Source organism: uncultured Roseovarius sp., from assembly GCF_913057115.1.
Taxonomy (GTDB): Bacteria; Pseudomonadota; Alphaproteobacteria; order Rhodobacterales; family Rhodobacteraceae; genus Roseovarius.
The window spans coordinates 1-17,460 of the sequence record NZ_CAJXNN010000041.1 but is presented as its reverse complement, the minus strand read 5'-3'; the positions used below and the strand labels follow the sequence as shown (position 1 = coordinate 17,460).

The window sequence follows — 17,460 nt, the reverse complement described above, 5'->3', positions numbered from 1 at the left end:
CGGCGACAGGCCGAGGGGTGCGTTGAACGGTCGTTGAGGGCCGGGATTACATGCGCGAGGCGACGTTTTCCCAGTTCACGAGGTTGTTCAGGAAGTTGTCGAGGTAGGCCGGACGCTTGTTGCGGAAGTCGATGTAGTAGGAGTGTTCCCAGACATCGCAGCCCAGAAGCGCGGTTTGACCGAAGCAGAGCGGGTTCACGCCGTTTTCGGTTTTGGTCACCTTGAGCGAGCCGTCAGTGTCTTTGACCAGCCATGCCCAGCCCGAGCCGAACTGACCGGCACCTGCGGCGGCAAATTGCGATTTGAACTCATCAAGCGAGCCGAAGGATTCGTTGATGGCTTTTTCAAGCTCACCGGGCATGCCGGTGCCGCCGGGGGCCATCATTTCCCAGAACTGGTTGTGGTTCCAGTATTGCGAGGCATTGTTGAAGATACCGTTTTGGGCGACGGCATTGGCGTCATAGGTGCCCTTGATGATCTCTTCGACGGATTTGCCTTCCCACTCGGTCCCGGCGATGGCCTTGTTGCCATTGTCGACATAGGCCTTGTGGTGAATGTCGTGGTGGTATTCCAGCGTTTCGCGGCTCATGCCGTAATCGGCGAGCGCGTCATGCGAATAGGGAAGATCGGGAAGTTCAAAAGCCATGTGGGCCCCCTGTTCGTTTTGAAAATTTACATGCCACTACATGGTAGCCTTGACCCCGTAAGGTCAAGGCCCAAAGGCGTATAAATCCGTCCAAAACCGTCAGGAAAAGAGCCCGACCTCACCACCTTCGGCCACGGCATCTCGCAGCAGGTTGAAGGTATATTCGGCCACCGAACGGAAACAGACGATGTGCACGCATTCGGCGTCGGGCATCCAGATGGCGGCGGGAATTTGCGCCATGCGGGTGCGGCGGAACATGCCCGGTTCAAATTCACCCGGGGCCATGTCGACGGGGCAGAGCTTGGCCAGTGCTTCGCGCACCCCTGCGCCACTACCCGACACGCGGAACATCGCGCGGGCATCCGAGACATTGACGGCGAGAAAATGTTCACCGGCAAGGGTGCTTTCAATCGTGGCAAGCGTATCATCGACCTGATCGTAGTCCACCATGACGAGCAATTCGTCGGGCGACATCCATGCCACCGCGCCGCTGTCGCCGGTGTTGATGGTGCGCAGGGCCGGAACATCCTGACCCGTGGCCTCCTTGACGGCCTTTTTCACCTTGGCAGAGGCCAGATCCCCGCGCAGGGTGATCATGCCGTGAAGGCCCGTTTCCTCGACGCGGGCAAAGCCCTGTACTGTGGCGCCGTTGAGGGCGCTGACGGCGGCGTTAGACATTTTGCTTTTCTCCGTCTTTGTCAAAGAAGACCTGATCGACGATTTTCGCTTTTACGATGGTGCCATCCACCTTGGGGAAGTCCAGCACCTCGCCCATCCGGTCCGGGCCGTTGTGGACCAGGCCCATGGCGATGCCACGGTCCAGCGTGGGCGAGTAGTAGGTCGAGGTGACCCGGCCCTGCACGTTGCGCTGACCATTGGCGTTGGTGCCGTCGGCCACGGCATAGGCGCCATCGGGCAGCACAGTGCCATCGGTGGTTTCAAGGCCCACCAGCTTCCAGCGGTTGGGATCGGCCATATGCTCGCGCTCTTGCGCGCGCTTGCCGAGGTAGTCCTCTTTCTTCTTGGAAATCGCCCAATGCATCATCAGGTCTTGGGGGATGACCGTACCGTCGGTTTCGTCCCCAATCATGATGAAACCTTTTTCGGCCCGCATCACATGCAGCCCTTCGGTGCCATATGGGGTCACGCCGTACTCTTCCCCTGCCTGCACCAACCTGTCCCAAAGGGCGCGCCCCCGGCTGGCAGGCACGGAGATTTCATAACTCAACTCTCCCGAGAAGGAAATGCGGTAAACTCGCGCAGGGATACCATCGAGGGTGATGTCCTTCCAACCCATGAAGGTCAGACCCTCGGCCGAGATGTCATCATCAGTGAGTTTTTCCAATGTTTTCCGAGAATTGGGGCCAACGACGCCGATCTGGGCGTATTGTTCGGTGACATTGGCGGTATACACCTTCCAATCCCACCATTCGGTTTGCAGCCACTCTTCCATATGGGCGTGGATGCTGTCCGCTCCACCGGTGGTTGTGTGGCAGAGGAAGGTGTCCTCGTCGATTCGGGCCACCACGCCGTCATCCTGCAGGAATCCGTTTTCGCCGCACATCAGGCCATAGCGGCAGCGGCCCGGTTTCAGGGTCGACATCATGTTGGTGTAGAGCATGTCGAGGAACTTGCCCGCGTCGGGGCCCTTGACGATGATCTTGCCCAAGGTGGAGGCATCCAGCAGCCCGAGGCTGTCGCGGGTTTGCTTGATCTCGCGGGTGACCGCGTCTTCGACGCTCTCGCCCGGTTTTTGGAAGGTATAGGGGCGACGCCATGCGCCCACCGGCTCCCAATGGGCGCCGTTTTCCTCGTGCCAGTCGTGCATCGGGGTTTTGCGGATCGGCTGGAAGGTGTCGCCGATGGCATTGCCCGCGATGGAGGACAGGGAAATCGGCGTGTAGGGCGGGCGGAAGGTGGTTGTCCCGGTTTGCGGGATCGCCTGACCGAGCGCATCCGAGAGGATCGCCAAGCCGTTGATATTGCTGAGCTTACCTTGGTCGGTGGCCATGCCGAGGGTGGTGTAGCGCTTGGCGTGTTCGACCGACTCGAACCCTTCGCGGGCAGCCAACTGCACGTCGGAGACCTTCACGTCGTTCTGGAAATCGAGCCAGGCTTTCATGCGCAGCTTGATGTTGGCGCCTTGCGGCATCATCCAGACGGGCTCAATCGCGGCATAGGCCGGGGCCTCGCCCGCGGGGGCTTTGCCTGCTTTGCCTTTGTGGCCGGTGGCCTTGGCGGCGGCTTCGCCTGCTTTTTGGGCGTCCGTCAGGGCGTCGCCCAGTGCAAACTGACCGTTGGCGGCACCGGCAGCGATGACGAAGCCTTCGCCGGTATCGCCGGTGGGGGCCTTTTCGGGGTCGGGGCGGAACATCGCTTCGGCCTCGTCCCAAACGAGTTTACCGCCGCAATGCGACCAGAGGTGCACAACGGGGGACCAGCCGCCCGACATGGCGACCGCATCGCATTTGATTTCCTCAAGCACCGCGCCTTCGCCGGCTTGGGCGCAGATCGCCACGCCTTCGACGCGCTTGTTGCCTTTGACCGATGCGATGCCTTTGCCGGTTTCAACGCGAATGCCCATCTCGCGGGCACGGTCGGCCAGTGCGCCGCCGCCCGAGGCGCGGGCGTCGAGGATCACGGGAACCTCAAGGCCAGCCTCTTTGAGGGTGATGGCGGTGAGGTAGGCATCGTCGTTGTTGGTGACGACAACGGTGCGGTCGCCGATCGACACGCCGTAGTTCACCACGTAATCGCGTACCGCCGAGGCGAGCATCACGCCGGGAATGTCGTTGCCTGCAAAACTGAGCGGGCGTTCGATGGCGCCGGTGGCGGTGATGATCTGCCCGGCACGGATGCGCCAGAGGCGGTGACGCGGGCCTTTGGCCGTGGGCCTATGATCGTTCACACGCTCGTAGCCCAGAACATAGCCGTGGTCGTAGACGCCTGCGCCCATCATGCGGTTGCGCAGGGTAACGTTGGACATAGACTCAAGTTCGGACAGGGTAGCGTCGACAAAGGCCTGCGGGTCTTGGCCGTCGATGGTGCCGCCATCCACCGGCGCGCGACCGCCCCAGTGGGGGTCTTGTTCCATCAGCAGGACCTTGGCCCCGGCCAGCCCTGCGGCTTTTGCCGCCTGAAGCCCGGCCACGCCGCCGCCGATCACCACCACGTCATAGAAGGCGTAGAAGTGTTCGTAGGTATCCTGATCGCGGTCGCGGGGTGCTTTGCCCAGACCCGCCGATTGGCGGATGAAGGGTTCATAGACGTGCTTCCACAAGGGGCGCGGGTGAATGAACATCTTGTAATAGAAGCCCGCGGGCAGGAAGCGCGCGAAAAGCTTTGAGTTGATGACGCCCACGTCGAACTCAAGGCTGGGCCAGTGGTTCTGCGAGGTGCAGGTCAGGCCATCGAACAGCTCGGTCGTGGTGACGCGCTGGTTGGGTTCGAACTTGTTGTCCTCGCCCAGCCCCACAAGCGCGTTGGGTTCTTCGCCGCCCGAGGCGACGATGCCGCGCGGGCGGTGGTATTTGAAGGAGCGCCCGACAAGCATCTGATCATTGGCCAGAAGCGCGGAGGCGAGTGTATCGCCTTCGACGCCCTTCAACTGTTTGCCGTTGAAAGAGAAGCCCATGGTGCGGGATTTATTGAGAAGGCGGCCGCCAGTGGCGAGACGTGTGCTCATGTCCTAGGCCCTCGTGCCAGTGGTGATGGTCGGAATGTGAGTATTTTTGGAAAGATGAAGCCTCATGAGAATTCTCTCCAGCTCCAGCCGGGGCGCTTGGCGGTGATCTTGTCCTTGATCTCTTGCGGTGGCTCCAGCGTTTGGGCCGAATAGGTGCCGAAGACCTCAAGCGTCATGGTGCAGCGGGCGGCGTGGAACCACTTGCCGCAGCCGTTGACGTGCCGCCAGCGTTCGAAATGCACGCCCTTGGGGTTTACCTTCTCAAAGAGGTAGCCGTGGAAGTCATCATCCGAGGAGCCGGGGCCGAAGCGTTTGAGGTGGGCCTCACCGCCGGAGTGGAATTCGGTTTCTTCGCCGCGCACGCCGCAGCAGGGGCAATCGAGAATGAGCATGTCTGTCCCTTCCTTAGTGTGCGACGCCGGCGGCGACGGATTCGTCGATAAACCGGCCTTCTTTGAAGCGGGTGAGCGAGAATTCATCGCAAAGCGGCGAATGGCCCTTGGCAATGAGTTCGGCAAAGCCCCAGCCCGAGCCGGGGGTGGCCTTGAAGCCGCCGGTGCCCCAGCCGGAGTTGATGAAGACGCCATCGACGGGGGTTTTCGACAGGATCGGCGAGCGGTCGCCGGTGATGTCGACGATCCCGCCCCATTGGCGCAGCATCTTGAGGCGGGCGACCATCGGGAAGGTTTCCACCAGCGCGCGCACGGTTTCTTCGATATGGTGGAAAGAGCCGCGTTGCGTGTAGCTGTTGAAGCCGTCGGTGCCGCCACCGATGACCATTTCGCCCTTGTCCGATTGCGACATGTAGCCGTGCACGGTGTTGGCCATCACCACGCAATCCATGCAGGGTTTGATCGGCTCGGAGACAAGCGCCTGAAGCGAGACGGATTCGATGGGCAGGCGGAAGCCAGCCATATCGGCTAGGTGGCCGGAGTTGCCCGCCACGACGATGCCCAGCTTGTCACAGGCGATATCGCCACGGTTGGTGGTCACGCCGGTGACCTTACCGCCATCGCGGCTGACACCGGTGACTTCGCATTTCTGGATGATGTCCATGCCCATGGCCGAACAGGCGCGGGCAAAGCCCCAAGCCACGGCATCGTGGCGCGCGGTGCCGGCGCGGGCCTGCCAGAGGCCACCAAGCACGGGATAGCGCGGGCCATCGAGGTTGATGATCGGCACGATTTCCTTGACCCGCTGGGGCGAGATGAACTCGGTCGAGACCCCTTGAAGGGCGTTGGCATGGGCGGTGCGTTTATAGCCGCGCACCTCATGCTCGGTTTGCGCCAGCATGATCACGCCACGGGGGGAGTACATGACGTTATAGTTCAGGTCCTGGCTCAGGGTCTCGTAGAGCGAGCGGGATTTTTCGTAGATCGCCGCCGAGGGGTCTTGCAGGTAGTTGGAGCGGATGATCGTGGTGTTGCGGCCCGTGTTGCCGCCACCCAGCCAGCCTTTTTCGAGGATCGCCACATTGGTGATCCCGAAGTTCTTGCCAAGGTAATAGGCGGTGGCGAGGCCGTGCCCCCCTGCCCCCACGATGATCACATCGTATTTTTTCTTGGGTTCGGGCGAGGCCCAGGCCCGTTCCCACCCCATGTGGTAACGCAGGGCTTCGCGGGCGACGGCAAAGGCGGAATAACGTTTCATGCGCGCTCTCGGAAATCTGATGGATTCGCGGCGCGGGGCCGCATGGATTGGGTATGGTACAGGATCGCTTTGGAAATCCAATTCTGGGCGGCATAAATTGCGCGATAAGCGACATTGATGGGGTTCGGCGGGATTGTGACCTCTTGTCCCTTTCATCGCGGCGACGCGATGGCTACATGGGGGGCAAAGATTAGGGAGAGATCATGGTTTTCTGGATCGTGGCCGGGGGGCTGACACTTGCCGTCAGCTTGATACTGGGGCTTGCCTTGCTGCGCGGGCGTATCGGGGATGCGCCGCCTGCGGCCTATGATTTGCAGGTCTATCGCGACCAGTTGAAGGAAGTTGACCGTGACGAAGCACGCGGGGTGATTTCCGCGGCCGAGGCCGAACGGCTGCGGGCCGAGGTGTCGCGCCGGGTTCTGGCGGCGGATGCGCAGTTGCGCGCGGGTGGTGACACGGGCGGGCAACCGGGGCGCGGTGGCTGGATCGCCGCCGGGTTGGTGATCATGGGATTGGCTGGCGGGTCGGTGGCGCTTTATGCGCAGGTGGGTTCGCCGGGGTACCGGGATGTGCCGCTCAAGACGCGGCTGGCGGTCTCGGATGCGGCACGGCAGAACCGCTTGAGCCAAGCCGAGGCCGAGGCCCGGGTGCCCGCGCCCGATGTTCCGCCCGAGGCAAGCCCCGAGTTTCTGGAGTTGATGGACAAACTGCGCGAAACGGTGGCGCAGCGCGAGGGTGACTTGCGCGGCCTGACCCTTCTGGTGCGTAACGAGGCCGCACTTGGCAACCTGACAGCGGCGCATGAGGCGCAGGCCAGATTGATCGCCGCCAAGGGCGAGGAGGCCACGGCGCGCGATCACGCTTATCGGGCCGACCTGATGATCAGTGCGGCGGGCGGCTACGTCAGCCAAGAGGCCGAGGCGGCCCTGCGCGAGGCCCTGCAACGAGACCCGAGCGAGCCGACGGCGCGCTATTACCTTGGCGTTTACCTGATGCAGGTGGACCGGCCCGATGCGGCCTTCCGCACATGGGATGCACTGTTGCGCGAAAGCGACCCGTCCGCGCCATGGGTGCCGACGATCCGTGAGCGGATCGAGGAATTGGCGTGGCGCGCGGGCGTGACCGATTATCAATTGCCTGCGCTGGAGGGTGCCCCCGGGCCAAGCGCGGCTGATATGGAGGCCGCAGGCGAGATGAGCCTGGAGGAGCGCCAGCAGATGATCCGTGGCATGGTGGAAGGCCTGTCACAGCGATTGGCTGATGAGGGTGGCACACCGGCCGAATGGGCCCGCCTGATCCGGGCGCTTGGCGTGTTGGGCGAGACTGACCGGGCCGCCGCCATCTGGACCGAGGCGCAGACCCGCTTTGCCGACACGCCCGAGGCCATGGCCGTGGTGCGCGAAGCCGCACAGGCGGCGGGTGTGGCGGAATGATCTTCGACGAGATCGAAGGGTTTGCCGGGGTGGTGCCACCGGGCCGGGGCCTGTTGGGCCTTGATCTGGGGACCAAGACCATCGGGGTTGCCCTGTCAGACAGGCTTTTGTCGGTGGCCTCACCGCTGGAGACGATCAAGCGCAAGAAATTCGGGGGGGATGCGGCGCGGCTTTTGGAGATTGCCGAGGCGCGTGAGGCCGGTGGAATCATCCTTGGCCTGCCGCGCAACATGGACGGAAGCGAAGGGCCGCGCTGTCAATCGACCCGGGCTTTTGCCCGGAATCTTGAGAAGCTGACCGACCTGCCGATTGGCTTTTGGGATGAGCGTTTGTCAACCGTGGCCGCCGAACGGGCGCTTTTGGAGGCGGATGCGACACGAAAGCGTCGCGCCGAGGTTATCGACAATGTCGCGGCCTCCTATATCCTGCAAGGCGCATTGGACCGTTTGAGGCATATGAGGGCAGAAACGTGAAAGACGACAAGGTCTGGAGCCGCAAGGAAATCGAAAGCCCCTGCGTGCGGGTCTGCGTGGTGCACCCCGAGGCCCGGATTTGCACCGGCTGCTATCGCTCCATCGACGAGATCACCCGCTGGTCCAAGATGAGCGCCGAGGACCGTCGCGAGGTCATGGAGGCCCTGCCCGACCGCGCGAACCTTCTCAAGAAACGCCGTGGCGGTCGCGCGGCCCGACTGGCGCGCGGCTAACCAAAAGGCGCGGCTGCGCCGCACAGGTTTTGTTGAATGAGGGGCGCTGCCCCTCTTGGCCTTCGGCCAATTCACCCCGGAGTATTTGAAGAAAGATGAAGCACGGGGGCGGCTTCATCTTTCCCGAAATACTCCCGCCGGAGGCAATCCCGAGGAAGAGGCCATAGGCCGATGACGAGATATCATGGGCGCGCGCAGCGCGCTCAATTTGGCTACGACCGGTTAAGCCAATCGCGGGTTCCCTTTGGGAATTCGGGGCGGAAATAGGCGATCATTCGGCCCTCTGGCGGCGCTTTTGCATTAGGAGCCCAAGGGGCGACGCCATGCAGGGCGAAGCGGTGGACGATATAGGCCTCGCCGGGTTGGGCGGTGATTTCCACGCGAGGGCAGGTCTCGAAGATGTGGCGGCGGGTGGCTTGGTAAGCCTCGGTGAGGTCGATATTGGGCCATTCCCGCTCGGGGTGCGCGGCGAGGTGCCTGTCAAACATCGCCCGCATGATCTTGTGGCTGCCTTCCCAGACCACAAAGGGGCTGGCACCCGTGCCGGTCGTGGTGAGAGGCAGGCCGAGGATATAGGCGTGGCGTTCGCGCAGCATACGTTGGCGGTCCTTTCCTACGGCGAGGAGGCCATCGACATGAGCCGCGTCGCGTTTGAGACGGTAGCGGAAGGCGGTGTCAGATTCGCCATCGCGCGGCCTTGGATAGCCCGGATAGGTGACCGAGACTTGGCCCGCGTGCAGGGGCAGATCGCCATAGAAGGTGCGGGCGGCGGTGATGGCTGCGCCGGGCAGAGGTCCGGCGTCTGCGACCGCTCCGACCGTGTCGTTTGGCAGGGTATCAACGCCCACGAACCATGTACCTTCGCATTGCAGCCATTTGGCCTGTTGCTCCGGGTCTTGGATACGCCTTAGCGCCACTTGGCGGGCCGCCCGCGCCCAATCGCGCAGGCTGTCTTCGGCTGGGAAGTGGGCCCAGCCCTTCTCGAACAGCGCCGCTACCATCCCAGAGATTTGCGCAGCATGTTGAGCGCCACCAGCGTCAGGAAGACCGCGAACACGCGTTTCAGAGGCTTGGGGTCCATGGCATGTGCCAGTCTTACGCCCCAAGGGGCCGTGATCAGCGTCATGGCGATGACGATCACGAAGGCCACCAGATTGACCGCCCCGATGGTCAGGGGCGGGCGGTTTTCAGCAGCGATTTCAAGAAACAGGAACCCCGCCACGGACGGCACCGCGATGGTTATGCCAAAGCCCGCGGCGGTGGCCACGGCGCGGTGGATGGCGGTGCCATAAAGGCTCATCAATGGCACACCGAAGCTGCCGCCGCCGATGCCCATAAGCACCGAAAGAAAACCGAGGATCGGTGACATGATTGCGCGGGTAAGACCCTTGGGCATTTCCGCGCCCAGGCGCCAGTGCGACCGCCCCAGCCCGAGGTAAGCCCCGATCACCAACCCCAGCACGCCAAAGACCCCTTGCAGGGTATTGGAGCGCAGGTTTGCGGCCACCAGAACGCCAAGCACCGCGCCCAACGCGATGCCCGGGGCCCATGTGCGCAGGATGTCCCAATCGACCGCGCCCTTCTTGTTGTGGCTCAGCACCGAACGCAGCGAGGTGACGATGATCGTGGCCAGCGAGGTGGCAAGGCAGATTTGCATCAGTTGCGGGCCATCATAGCCGAGCGTCTGGAAGGCATAGAAAAAGGCCGGGACAAGAACGATGCCGCCCCCCACGCCCAGAAGCCCGGCCAGCACACCGGCAAAGCCTCCGATCACAAGGAGCAGAACAAGCATCTGGATCAGGAGCATGGTGTCAGGCATCGAGGCGGGCTTTCGTGAGGAGTTTCTGCCGGGATACACGCAGGCGGTGGCGATGGGAAGCTGGGTTTATTCGCCCAGCGCCACCCCTTCCCGGCGCTGGTCGGCGCCACCTTGCAGGTTATCGCCAAGGGCGATGGCATGGATGCCGGAAATCAGCGGACGGGGGTTGACCTCATAGCCGAGCGCTTCCATCGCGGGGGCAAGCGAACTGGTGAGTTCCACGTCAAATGGCCCGAAGCGATTGACCAGGTTGGGCAGGTCGACGGCCTGTTGCGCATTCATGCCCCAATCGAGGTGGGCGATCAGGGTTTTGACCACATAGCCGATGATGCGGCTGCCGCCGGGGCTTCCAACGACGAAGACCGGCTGGCCGTCCTTCAACACGATGGTCGGAGACATCGACGACCGGGGCCGCTTGCCCGGTTCCACCCGGTTGGCGATGGGCCGGCCATCGCGGTGCGTTCGGAAGGAGAAATCCGTCAATTCATTGTTGAGCAGGAAGCCACGCGTCATCAGGCGCGAGCCAAATGCGTTTTCGATGGTGGTGGTCATCGAAAGCGCGTTGCCCATGCCATCGACGATGGAAATATGCGAGGTGGAGGGAAACTCGATCGACTCGTCATCGGCCCAGTTGAGGGCATGGTCGAATTCGGGGCTGCCGGGGGTGACTTCGGGCAGGGCATCGTCCCCTTTGAGCAATTCGGCCCGTTTGGCGAGATAGGCTTTGTCGAGCAAGCCCTTGACCGGAACGGGGACGAAATCGCTATCGGCCATGTAGCGGCCACGGTCGGCAAAGGCCAGACGGCTGGCGTCGCCAATAAGGCGCCATGCCTCGGCGCTGTCGGGACCGAGGGCAGCCAAATCAAAGGGTTCGAGCAGCCCGAGGATTTGCCCCACGGTGAGACCACCCGAGGACGGCGGCCCCATGCCGCAGACGTGGTAGACACGGTATTCTATGCAGGTGGGGGCGCGTTCGCGGACTTGGTATATGGCAAGGTCGACCTCACGCAGAACACCGGGATTGCCGGGGGCAGAGCGGACTGTTTGCACGATGTCGCGGGCGATGTCGCCGGTATAGAACGCCTGTGCCCCCTGCCCCGCGAGTGTACGCAGGGTTTCGGCATAAGCGGGGTTTTTTAGGGTCTGCCCGACTTCGAGAAGTTGCAGGTCGGGCATGAAATAGTCGCGTGTGGCCTCGAAGCGCGACAGACGCAGGGCATCGCCCGCCACCATGCTGGAGAGCCGGGGGCTGACCGCGAAACCGTCTTCGGCCAGCCGGATCGCAGCGTCGAAGAGCCCCGCCCAAGGGCGCTTGCCCCAACGCTCATGCGCGGCCTGCATCAGGGCAGGTGTGCCCGGCACCCCGACCGAGCGGCCCCCGACGACCGCGTCAAAGAATTGCAGCGGTTCGCCGTCTTCATTCTGGAACAGGCGCGGCGTGGCCGACAAGGGCGCGGTTTCGCGGCCATCGAGTGTCGTCACCTCGCCGGTTTCCGCATCATACCAGACCAGAAACGCCCCACCGCCCAGTCCAGAGCTTTGCGGCTCGACCAACCCCAGAACCGATTGCACCGCGATCATGGCATCGGCGGCCGTGCCGCCGGCGCGAAGCACCTTGGCCCCGGCCTCGACGGCAAGCGGATTGGCGGCCGAGATCATCCAATCGCGGGCCTCGACCGGGCGACCTGCGGCCTTGGCCTCTTGCGCCGCGGCCACCTGCGGCGAGGTGGTGACCACACCTGCCCCGGCGCCTTCGGGGGCCACCGCATCGGTGGCCTGTTGCGCGTGGAGTGGCAGGGCGAGGGCCAGCGCGGTGAGAAGCGGAGCAAGGCGTTTCATGGCGGGTCCTTTGATTTCGCAGCTTACTGGAAGACAGATCAAAGCATCGCCGGAACCACCTGATCCGGCGGGCGGTGGCCATCATCGAATGTCTTGATATTCAGGATCACCTTCTCGCCCATCTCGATCCGCCCTTCGACGGTGGCGGACCCCATATGCGGCAAAAGCACCACGTTTTTCAGGTCGCGCAGGCGGGGGTTCACCTCGGACCCGTGTTCATAGACGTCCAAACCGGCGCCTGCGATCTCACCGGCACGCAACATGCGGGTGAGCGCGTTTTCGTCGATCACTTCGCCACGCGAGGTATTCACGATCACCGCCTCGGGTTTCATCAGCTTCAAGCGCCGGGCGTTCATCAGGTGAAACGTCGAGGGGGTATGCGGGCAGTTGATCGACAGAACGTCCATCCGCGCGACCATCTGATCAAGGCTTTCCCAGTAGGTCGCGCCAAGGTCGTCCTCGGTCTCGGGGCGCAGGCGGCGGCGGTTGTGATAATGGATGTCCATGCCGAAGGCCGCCGCGCGGCGGGCCACCGCCTGACCGATACGACCAAGGCCAAGAATGCCCAAGCGCCGCCCGGCGATGCGCCCGCCCATCAAGGTGGTTGGCGCCCAGCCATCCCATGCGCCGCTTTGCATGAGCGCCAAGCCTTCGGGCAAACGGCGGGTGACGGCGAGAATCAGCCCCATCGCCATATCGGCCGTGTCATCGGCGGACACGCCGGGTGTGTTGGAGACGAGAATGCCCCGTTCGCGGGCAGTTTGCACGTCGATATGATCGACACCGGCTCCGTAGTTGGCAATCAGCTTGAGCCGTTCACCGGCCTGCCCGATCAGCCCGGCATCAATCCGGTCGTTGAGCGTCGGGACCAGAACATCGGCCTCCTGCACCGCCGAAATCAATGCCTCGCGGGTCATCGGGGTGTCGTCCTCGCGCAGTTGCACGTCGAACAGTTCCGCCAATCGCCGCTCGACCGGCTGGGGCAAGCGTCGCGTAACGACAACACTCAGGCGATCAGATGCCATGGGGGGCCTCCTTCATCTTCCAAATCCCGCGCATTGCTGCCAGAGTGACGCAGGAAAGGCCGAGGCACAAGAACCCGGCACAGGTATCGGGCAGAAATCGGAAGATACAGATGAAGACCAGCTTGGCATTGGCCGTTGCCGTGGCCCTGATGGCCGGAGGACTCGCGCAGGCGCAGGAGCGCGGCCCTGTGACCAACCTGCCTTTACCCCGTTTCGTGTCGATGAAAGCCTCCGAGGGCAATGTTCGGCGCGGTCCCAGCCTGACCCACAGGATCGACTGGGTCTTCAAGCGCAAGGATGTGCCGCTTGAAATCACCGCAGAGCACGGCCACTGGCGCCGGGTACGCGACAGGGATGGTGCGGGCGGCTGGATTCACTACTCTTTGCTGTCGGGCGCACGGACCGCGATTGTCGAAGAGGACATGCTGGAATTGCTGTCGCAGCCTGCCGAAGGCGCGATGGTCGTGGCGCGGCTGGAACTCGGGGTGATCGCGCATCTGGAGGAGTGCAGTACCGATTGGTGCGAAGTGACGGCGGGCGGATATGACGGATGGGCCCGCAAGGTGCACCTGTGGGGCGTGAACCCCGCCGAAATACTGGATTGAAAAGCGCGAGTCGCCTTGAAACCGGGGAATTGCAAAAGCCGTGAATTTTTTGCAACTGCGGGCTTGAAACCGTCACGCGACCAGAGTAACTAGCGCGTCACTGTTGGGGTGTAGCCAAGTGGTAAGGCAGCTGTTTTTGGTACAGTGTACCGTAGGTTCGAATCCTACCACCCCAGCCACACACTTCCCCTACATTAATTCACCACGCACAGCCGCGCATTAAGCGCGTGAGTTCAGGCGCTTAGGGCTCGAGGGTTCGCAGTAAGACCTCCGTTGGAGCTCAAATCAGGCCTGTTTCCGCCCGCAGTCTCTGTTCGCCATTCCGGCGGTACGAGTTTGGGATGTCTTAAGGGGGGCTTGGGTTACGGCTTCGCGAACTTTTCGCGTTGTTCTGACCATAAGGCCGGAACACCGGTCTTGATCAGGTAGTCCGACGTCAGTCCATCTGGCTGTTCACCGGCAGCGATGGCATCGAGAACATCCGGTGCGAGCGTCGCCAGATCAACGACGTCCTGGATGCGCCGCTTCGATGTGCCCTCGGCTTCGGCGATCTCAGAGAATGTCATTCCGCTAAGGATCAGCGCCATCCACCTCTGTGCGTTGACCACATTCTGCAGGAGCTTTGGGTCGAACCCCGCAGGCGCATCTCCGAGATGTAGCTTCAGCTCCACGCCCCGCCGCCGCATTTGGAACGGGCTTGTCAGGATCAGCGCGTCGGGATTGATCTTGTCTGGATTGCACTCTACTACTTTCACGAGTTCACCGCGGTGCAGACGAATGGTCAGCTTTCCAGAGCTGAGGTCGGCGCGCTCAACCAATATCAGACAGTCCCTTGTCCGCTGGATGGCATGGAGTTTGGCTAATGCCGCCTCGACCTCTGATGCGGATAGATCCCGGATCAGGCGCACCGCAATATCTTGCTGCTGCAGGTGCGCTCTGATGAGATCGGTGATCAGTCCTTCGACCTGTTCCGCGGGGAGACGCCAGGCATCCGGATGCTTCCGGCTCCGATCTGTCACCAGCCTGCGGGAGATGTAGTAGCGCAAACGCTGGCCATTCTTCTTGCTGTGACTGGGCGTCAGACGGTCGCCGGTCTCATCAAATAGCTTCCCCGTCAAAAGGGATCGGGCAGACACCCGCTTTGTGCCGCGGGCCCTTGTGGCCCCGCCTGCGAGCATCCGCTGCACCCGCTCCCAGATCACTGGTTCGATGATGGCGGGGTGCTGCCCTTCATACACCTGTCCCTTGTGCCGGATGCGGCCCGCGTAGATTGGGTTACCCAGAATGTGATGGATGTGTCCCCGATCAAAGGGCGTCCCGCCCGAAATGCGCCCTGCCCCGCGCAGGCGTTGACGTGATCTGAGACCCAATTCGTCGGCGCGCTCTTTAACTTCTCTGATGGCGCCATGCTCCAGGTACAGCTCATAAAGGCATCTGATCGTCGCGGCCTCTGCCGCATCGATCTTCAGCGTCCGGCCATCCGCCTGGTATCCGAGAGGCACGTTCCCACCCATCCAGAGCCCCTTGCGTTTGGAGGCTGCGATCTTGTCCCGGATGCGCTCTGCCGTGACCTCCCGTTCGAACTGGGCGAAGCTTAGCAGGACGTTTAGCGTGAGACGTCCCATGCTGGTGGCCGTGTTGAAGCTCTGGGTGACCGACACAAAGGATGCCTCGGCCGCATCCAGCCGATCCACCAGCTTGGCGAAGTCCGCCAGCGACCGGGTCAGACGATCGATCTTGTAGACGACGATCTGGTCTACACGCTTGTCATCCACTGCCTGCATCAGGCGCTGCAGCGAGGGACGCTCCAGGTGTCCGCCGGAGATCCCGCCGTCGTCGTAACGATCCGGCAGCACCTCCCAGCCTTCATGCTTCTGGCTTGCGATATAGGCCTCGCAGGCCTCTCGCTGTGCATCGAGTGAGTTGAAGTTCTGCTCCAGCCCGTCTTCGGAGCTCTTACGGGTATAGATGGCGCAGCGGACCCGGCGCATCACTGGACCCCGAAGAAGCGCGGGCCCGACCAGTGGGCGCCGGTGATGTACCTGGCAATGGCGGACAGGGACCGCCAGGTTTTGCCCTCCATGACATACCCACCATCGATCACCTCAACCTGGTATGTCCGCCCGTTCCACTCCCGAACCAGGAAAGAACCGGGCCTTGCCGCAACGGGTACAATCTTTCCAGAGGCAAGGTGTTTCAGGCGGCGCACCGTTTTAGCCGATACACCGCCCAGAACTTGGTTCTGCGCCTCCCAGATCAGCACCCGTTTCAGGAACGGCAGAGACAGATGCTTGGGCGGCGGGCGGCCGAAGATCGCCCGCCAGCGGTCCAAGCAGGCTGATCGATCACAGGCGTCGATCTCTGCGATCAGGATCGACACCTGATCTATCTCTCCGGCACTCACCGGTCGCCCTGCCCTTCGATAATCCGGTAGACCGATCCCTTATCCGTTTCCGTTCGAGCCACGACGCAACCCGCCTTGCGCTGCGAGGATATCGCCGCCCTTGCCGTGTGCGGTTGCCAGCCGAAGGTCTTTTGAAGCTGCGCGATGGTTACACCGGACTTCCGCGACAGCAATTTGTTAAGTTGCGCCTGGCGCGGTTTCTTACCCGCAGCCGTCTTCGGTTTGGCTGTCTTTTGCTTCGCTATCTCTGATGTTGTCATGGTGTTTCTCCACTCTGTGGGCAAAGGCCAACCCCTCGCCCTGTACTGAGTGGAGCCCGGAGGTTCCGGGCGTCATCGACACAGACAGTACCGCTCTGTTGTGCCCAAGAGTCCAGTCAAACTTGCAGGTCAGCCCCGAAAGCAGACCTTGGCGCAAACCGCAGCGAGTGACGGGAACGAGCCGTGAGCCGCCATGATTATCGGGGCGGGAAGCAGACTTACGCCGCGGTAGCCACAACGCGTTCCGGAGGAGGCGAAAGAAGACATCCGATTGACACTGCCTTAGCAAGGTCTGGTGTGCGAAAGGGCCTGACGACCATGGCTGAATGTCGAACCAGCGTCCATAATAGTCTATGCATTTGGGCTTGAAGGAGCAGACACGCCGAATACAGTAAAGTCCGACATCGGCCCGCATGCGGAATTCACAAGAAAATGGGCGAGGCTGCGACGAGAAACCGATGATCCTGCCTCGGGCAATGCTCCATTCACCGCACGATATTCCGTCTCATTGGCGTCGGTCAGGAAACCGCATCGCGCTATGGTCACGTCAAGATCGGCGGCCTGCAGGATCTGCTCCATCAGGCTGGCGCTTGTGACAACATTGCGCACCAAGACCGTCAACAAGCGGTCAATCCATCTTCGGGGCGGAAAGAGAAGCGCACTCGACGTGACGACGACCCTTTTAAGACCGGTTTGCCGAGACGCCTCGACAATGGCGCTCGCTGATCGATGAATAGACGGATGTCGCACTTTTGGTTGGACGTCTGCCGCCAAGAGTCGAAATAACCGCGTCCTGACCGCGGAAGACCGCGGTCAGGAACTTCTGGTCGCAAGGGTCTCCGACCACGACTTTCAGCCGGTGATGCCTTAACTTCGGTCGTTTGGCTTTGGATCGGACTACAGCAGTGATGTGAGCGCCTTCATCAAGTGCGCGACGCAGCACATGTACCCCAGTGCGTCCGTTCGCGCCGAGAATGACCAGTTTCATTGTCTGCCTTTCATTATTTGGCCCGGGTTGCCCCGTGCCGAGACTTTCGTTGCCGGAACCGGAAAACCCGGAACCAAGTATGAGGAGCCGGTCAGGCTGATGTCCGGCAAGTTTTCTGGCGTACTGAACAATCGCCAGAGGCGTGCGAATTCATGCCCTGCGCGCAACCCAAACTCCCAAGATGGAGCTGCCAGACGAAGTCGGACTAGTCTCGGCATGGACAGATGTGCTGTCCCTTATGCCGCGCCGAGACCGCGCCAATCGGCAAGAGCGACGGCACGGTTTCGTTTGAGAATGTGTCGGGAGCTGAGGCTTCTTTCCGAATTGAACAGGTTGTAAATTGAGGCGTGAACGGCGGCGAATTTCTGCAAACTTCGCATCTGTATGAAACGCAACATGG

Annotated in this window: 18 protein-coding genes, 1 tRNA gene and 1 pseudogene; 5 read left to right on the top strand and 15 right to left on the bottom strand. The window is 62.2% G+C overall.

All coding sequences use genetic code 11. The features are described 5' to 3' along the window. Nucleotides 1–46 precede the first annotated feature (46 nt). From QZ498_RS14510 to QZ498_RS14490, 5 genes are all read right to left on the bottom strand, one after another. Nucleotides 47–646 carry a superoxide dismutase gene (locus tag QZ498_RS14510; RefSeq protein WP_294623479.1) on the bottom strand — a complete coding sequence of 200 codons (600 nt, stop codon included), beginning with the start codon at nt 644–646 and terminating at the stop codon, nt 47–49. Nucleotides 647–745: 99 nt separating this feature from the next. Beyond that, nucleotides 746–1,324 (bottom strand): sarcosine oxidase subunit gamma, encoded by a 579-nt coding sequence (locus tag QZ498_RS14505; RefSeq protein WP_294623477.1) that lies wholly within the window; start codon nt 1,322–1,324, stop codon nt 746–748. Beyond that, nucleotides 1,317–4,331, bottom strand: a complete 3,015-nt coding sequence (locus QZ498_RS14500) for a sarcosine oxidase subunit alpha family protein (protein ID WP_294623475.1) — start codon at nt 4,329–4,331, stop codon at nt 1,317–1,319. Before QZ498_RS14500 ends, QZ498_RS14505 begins: the two co-directional genes overlap by 8 nt. Before the next feature lie 62 nt (nt 4,332–4,393). Next, entirely contained in the window at nt 4,394–4,723 is a 330-nt protein-coding gene (locus QZ498_RS14495) for a sarcosine oxidase subunit delta (RefSeq protein ID WP_294623473.1), read from the bottom strand. Between the two features lie 13 nt (nt 4,724–4,736). Continuing rightward, entirely contained in the window at nt 4,737–5,981 is a 1,245-nt protein-coding gene (locus tag QZ498_RS14490; protein ID WP_294623471.1) for a sarcosine oxidase subunit beta family protein, read from the bottom strand. A 203-nt stretch (nt 5,982–6,184) separates the two neighbouring features. On the opposite strand from QZ498_RS14490, the gene ccmI reads away from it, so the two are divergent. Genes ccmI through QZ498_RS14475 form a run of 3 tightly spaced genes read left to right on the top strand, consistent with a single transcriptional unit; the run spans nt 6,185 to nt 8,120 of the window. Then, on the top strand, nt 6,185–7,414 hold the full coding sequence (gene ccmI / locus QZ498_RS14485; RefSeq protein ID WP_294623470.1) for a c-type cytochrome biogenesis protein CcmI: 1,230 nt from the start codon (nt 6,185–6,187) through the stop codon (nt 7,412–7,414). Next, nucleotides 7,411–7,887, top strand: a complete 477-nt coding sequence (gene ruvX, locus QZ498_RS14480; protein ID WP_294623468.1) for a Holliday junction resolvase RuvX — start codon at nt 7,411–7,413, stop codon at nt 7,885–7,887. Before ccmI ends, ruvX begins: the two co-directional genes overlap by 4 nt. Beyond that, nucleotides 7,884–8,120: a DUF1289 domain-containing protein gene (locus tag QZ498_RS14475; protein WP_294623466.1), complete on the top strand. Its 237-nt coding sequence runs from the start codon at nt 7,884–7,886 to the stop codon at nt 8,118–8,120. Before ruvX ends, QZ498_RS14475 begins: the two co-directional genes overlap by 4 nt. Before the next feature lie 212 nt (nt 8,121–8,332). Here QZ498_RS14475 and QZ498_RS14470 read toward each other — a convergent pair whose 3' ends face one another. The 4 genes from QZ498_RS14470 to QZ498_RS14455 form a co-directional block, all read right to left on the bottom strand. Further along, on the bottom strand, nt 8,333–9,121 hold the full coding sequence (locus QZ498_RS14470) for a hypothetical protein (protein WP_294623464.1): 789 nt from the start codon (nt 9,119–9,121) through the stop codon (nt 8,333–8,335). Next, nucleotides 9,115–9,939, bottom strand: a complete 825-nt coding sequence (locus QZ498_RS14465; protein ID WP_294623462.1) for a sulfite exporter TauE/SafE family protein — start codon at nt 9,937–9,939, stop codon at nt 9,115–9,117. The genes QZ498_RS14470 and QZ498_RS14465 overlap by 7 nt, the downstream gene beginning before the upstream one ends. Nucleotides 9,940–10,005: 66 nt before the next feature. Then, nucleotides 10,006–11,778, bottom strand: coding sequence for a gamma-glutamyltransferase (gene ggt / locus QZ498_RS14460; RefSeq protein WP_294623460.1), 1,773 nt, complete (start codon nt 11,776–11,778; stop codon nt 10,006–10,008). A gap of 38 nt (nt 11,779–11,816) precedes the next feature. Beyond that, a complete protein-coding gene (locus tag QZ498_RS14455; RefSeq protein ID WP_294623458.1) occupies nt 11,817–12,803 on the bottom strand; it encodes a D-glycerate dehydrogenase in 987 nt (328 codons plus the stop codon). A 110-nt stretch (nt 12,804–12,913) separates the two neighbouring features. Between QZ498_RS14455 and QZ498_RS14450 the strand changes: the two genes are divergently transcribed. Both QZ498_RS14450 and QZ498_RS14445 read left to right on the top strand, forming a co-directional pair. Further along, entirely contained in the window at nt 12,914–13,408 is a 495-nt protein-coding gene (locus QZ498_RS14450; RefSeq protein ID WP_294623456.1) for an SH3 domain-containing protein, read from the top strand. A 104-nt stretch (nt 13,409–13,512) separates the two neighbouring features. Further along, a tRNA-Gln gene (locus QZ498_RS14445) sits at nt 13,513–13,587 on the top strand. Between the two features lie 183 nt (nt 13,588–13,770). Here the strand turns inward: QZ498_RS14445 and QZ498_RS14440 are convergent. From QZ498_RS14440 to QZ498_RS14420, 6 genes and pseudogenes are all read right to left on the bottom strand, one after another. Then, entirely contained in the window at nt 13,771–15,399 is a 1,629-nt protein-coding gene (locus QZ498_RS14440) for a recombinase family protein (RefSeq protein ID WP_294623454.1), read from the bottom strand. Further along, nucleotides 15,399–15,788, bottom strand: coding sequence for a DUF2924 domain-containing protein (locus tag QZ498_RS14435; protein WP_294623453.1), 390 nt, complete (start codon nt 15,786–15,788; stop codon nt 15,399–15,401). Before QZ498_RS14435 ends, QZ498_RS14440 begins: the two co-directional genes overlap by 1 nt. Nucleotides 15,789–15,808: 20 nt before the next feature. Beyond that, entirely contained in the window at nt 15,809–16,072 is a 264-nt protein-coding gene (locus QZ498_RS14430; protein WP_294623451.1) for a DUF3489 domain-containing protein, read from the bottom strand. A gap of 351 nt (nt 16,073–16,423) precedes the next feature. Beyond that, nucleotides 16,424–16,822: an NAD(P)-binding oxidoreductase gene (locus QZ498_RS14425; protein ID WP_294623499.1), complete on the bottom strand. Its 399-nt coding sequence runs from the start codon at nt 16,820–16,822 to the stop codon at nt 16,424–16,426. Further along, on the bottom strand, nt 16,755–17,060 hold the full coding sequence (locus tag QZ498_RS17085; protein WP_367117652.1) for an NAD(P)H-binding protein: 306 nt from the start codon (nt 17,058–17,060) through the stop codon (nt 16,755–16,757). The genes QZ498_RS14425 and QZ498_RS17085 overlap by 68 nt, the downstream gene beginning before the upstream one ends. A gap of 236 nt (nt 17,061–17,296) precedes the next feature. Beyond that, nucleotides 17,297–17,460, bottom strand: a pseudogene (locus tag QZ498_RS14420) (IS6 family transposase); the annotation flags it as partial.

What these genes read in the sequence shown, in the direction of transcription:
- QZ498_RS14510 (WP_294623479.1), bottom strand. Translation starts at nt 646, where the DNA reads ATGGCTTTTGAACTTCCCGATCTTCCCTATTCGCATGACGCGCTCGCC.
- QZ498_RS14505 (WP_294623477.1), bottom strand. Translation starts at nt 1,324, where the DNA reads ATGTCTAACGCCGCCGTCAGCGCCCTCAACGGCGCCACAGTACAGGGC.
- QZ498_RS14500 (WP_294623475.1), bottom strand. Translation starts at nt 4,331, where the DNA reads ATGAGCACACGTCTCGCCACTGGCGGCCGCCTTCTCAATAAATCCCGC.
- QZ498_RS14495 (WP_294623473.1), bottom strand. Translation starts at nt 4,723, where the DNA reads ATGCTCATTCTCGATTGCCCCTGCTGCGGCGTGCGCGGCGAAGAAACC.
- QZ498_RS14490 (WP_294623471.1), bottom strand. Translation starts at nt 5,981, where the DNA reads ATGAAACGTTATTCCGCCTTTGCCGTCGCCCGCGAAGCCCTGCGTTAC.
- ccmI (WP_294623470.1), top strand. Translation starts at nt 6,185, where the DNA reads ATGGTTTTCTGGATCGTGGCCGGGGGGCTGACACTTGCCGTCAGCTTG.
- ruvX (WP_294623468.1), top strand. Translation starts at nt 7,411, where the DNA reads ATGATCTTCGACGAGATCGAAGGGTTTGCCGGGGTGGTGCCACCGGGC.
- QZ498_RS14470 (WP_294623464.1), bottom strand. Translation starts at nt 9,121, where the DNA reads ATGGTAGCGGCGCTGTTCGAGAAGGGCTGGGCCCACTTCCCAGCCGAA.
- QZ498_RS14465 (WP_294623462.1), bottom strand. Translation starts at nt 9,939, where the DNA reads ATGCCTGACACCATGCTCCTGATCCAGATGCTTGTTCTGCTCCTTGTG.
- ggt (WP_294623460.1), bottom strand. Translation starts at nt 11,778, where the DNA reads ATGAAACGCCTTGCTCCGCTTCTCACCGCGCTGGCCCTCGCCCTGCCA.
- QZ498_RS14455 (WP_294623458.1), bottom strand. Translation starts at nt 12,803, where the DNA reads ATGGCATCTGATCGCCTGAGTGTTGTCGTTACGCGACGCTTGCCCCAG.
- QZ498_RS14450 (WP_294623456.1), top strand. Translation starts at nt 12,914, where the DNA reads ATGAAGACCAGCTTGGCATTGGCCGTTGCCGTGGCCCTGATGGCCGGA.
- QZ498_RS14440 (WP_294623454.1), bottom strand. Translation starts at nt 15,399, where the DNA reads ATGCGCCGGGTCCGCTGCGCCATCTATACCCGTAAGAGCTCCGAAGAC.
- QZ498_RS14430 (WP_294623451.1), bottom strand. Translation starts at nt 16,072, where the DNA reads ATGACAACATCAGAGATAGCGAAGCAAAAGACAGCCAAACCGAAGACG.
- QZ498_RS17085 (WP_367117652.1), bottom strand. Translation starts at nt 17,060, where the DNA reads ATGAAACTGGTCATTCTCGGCGCGAACGGACGCACTGGGGTACATGTG.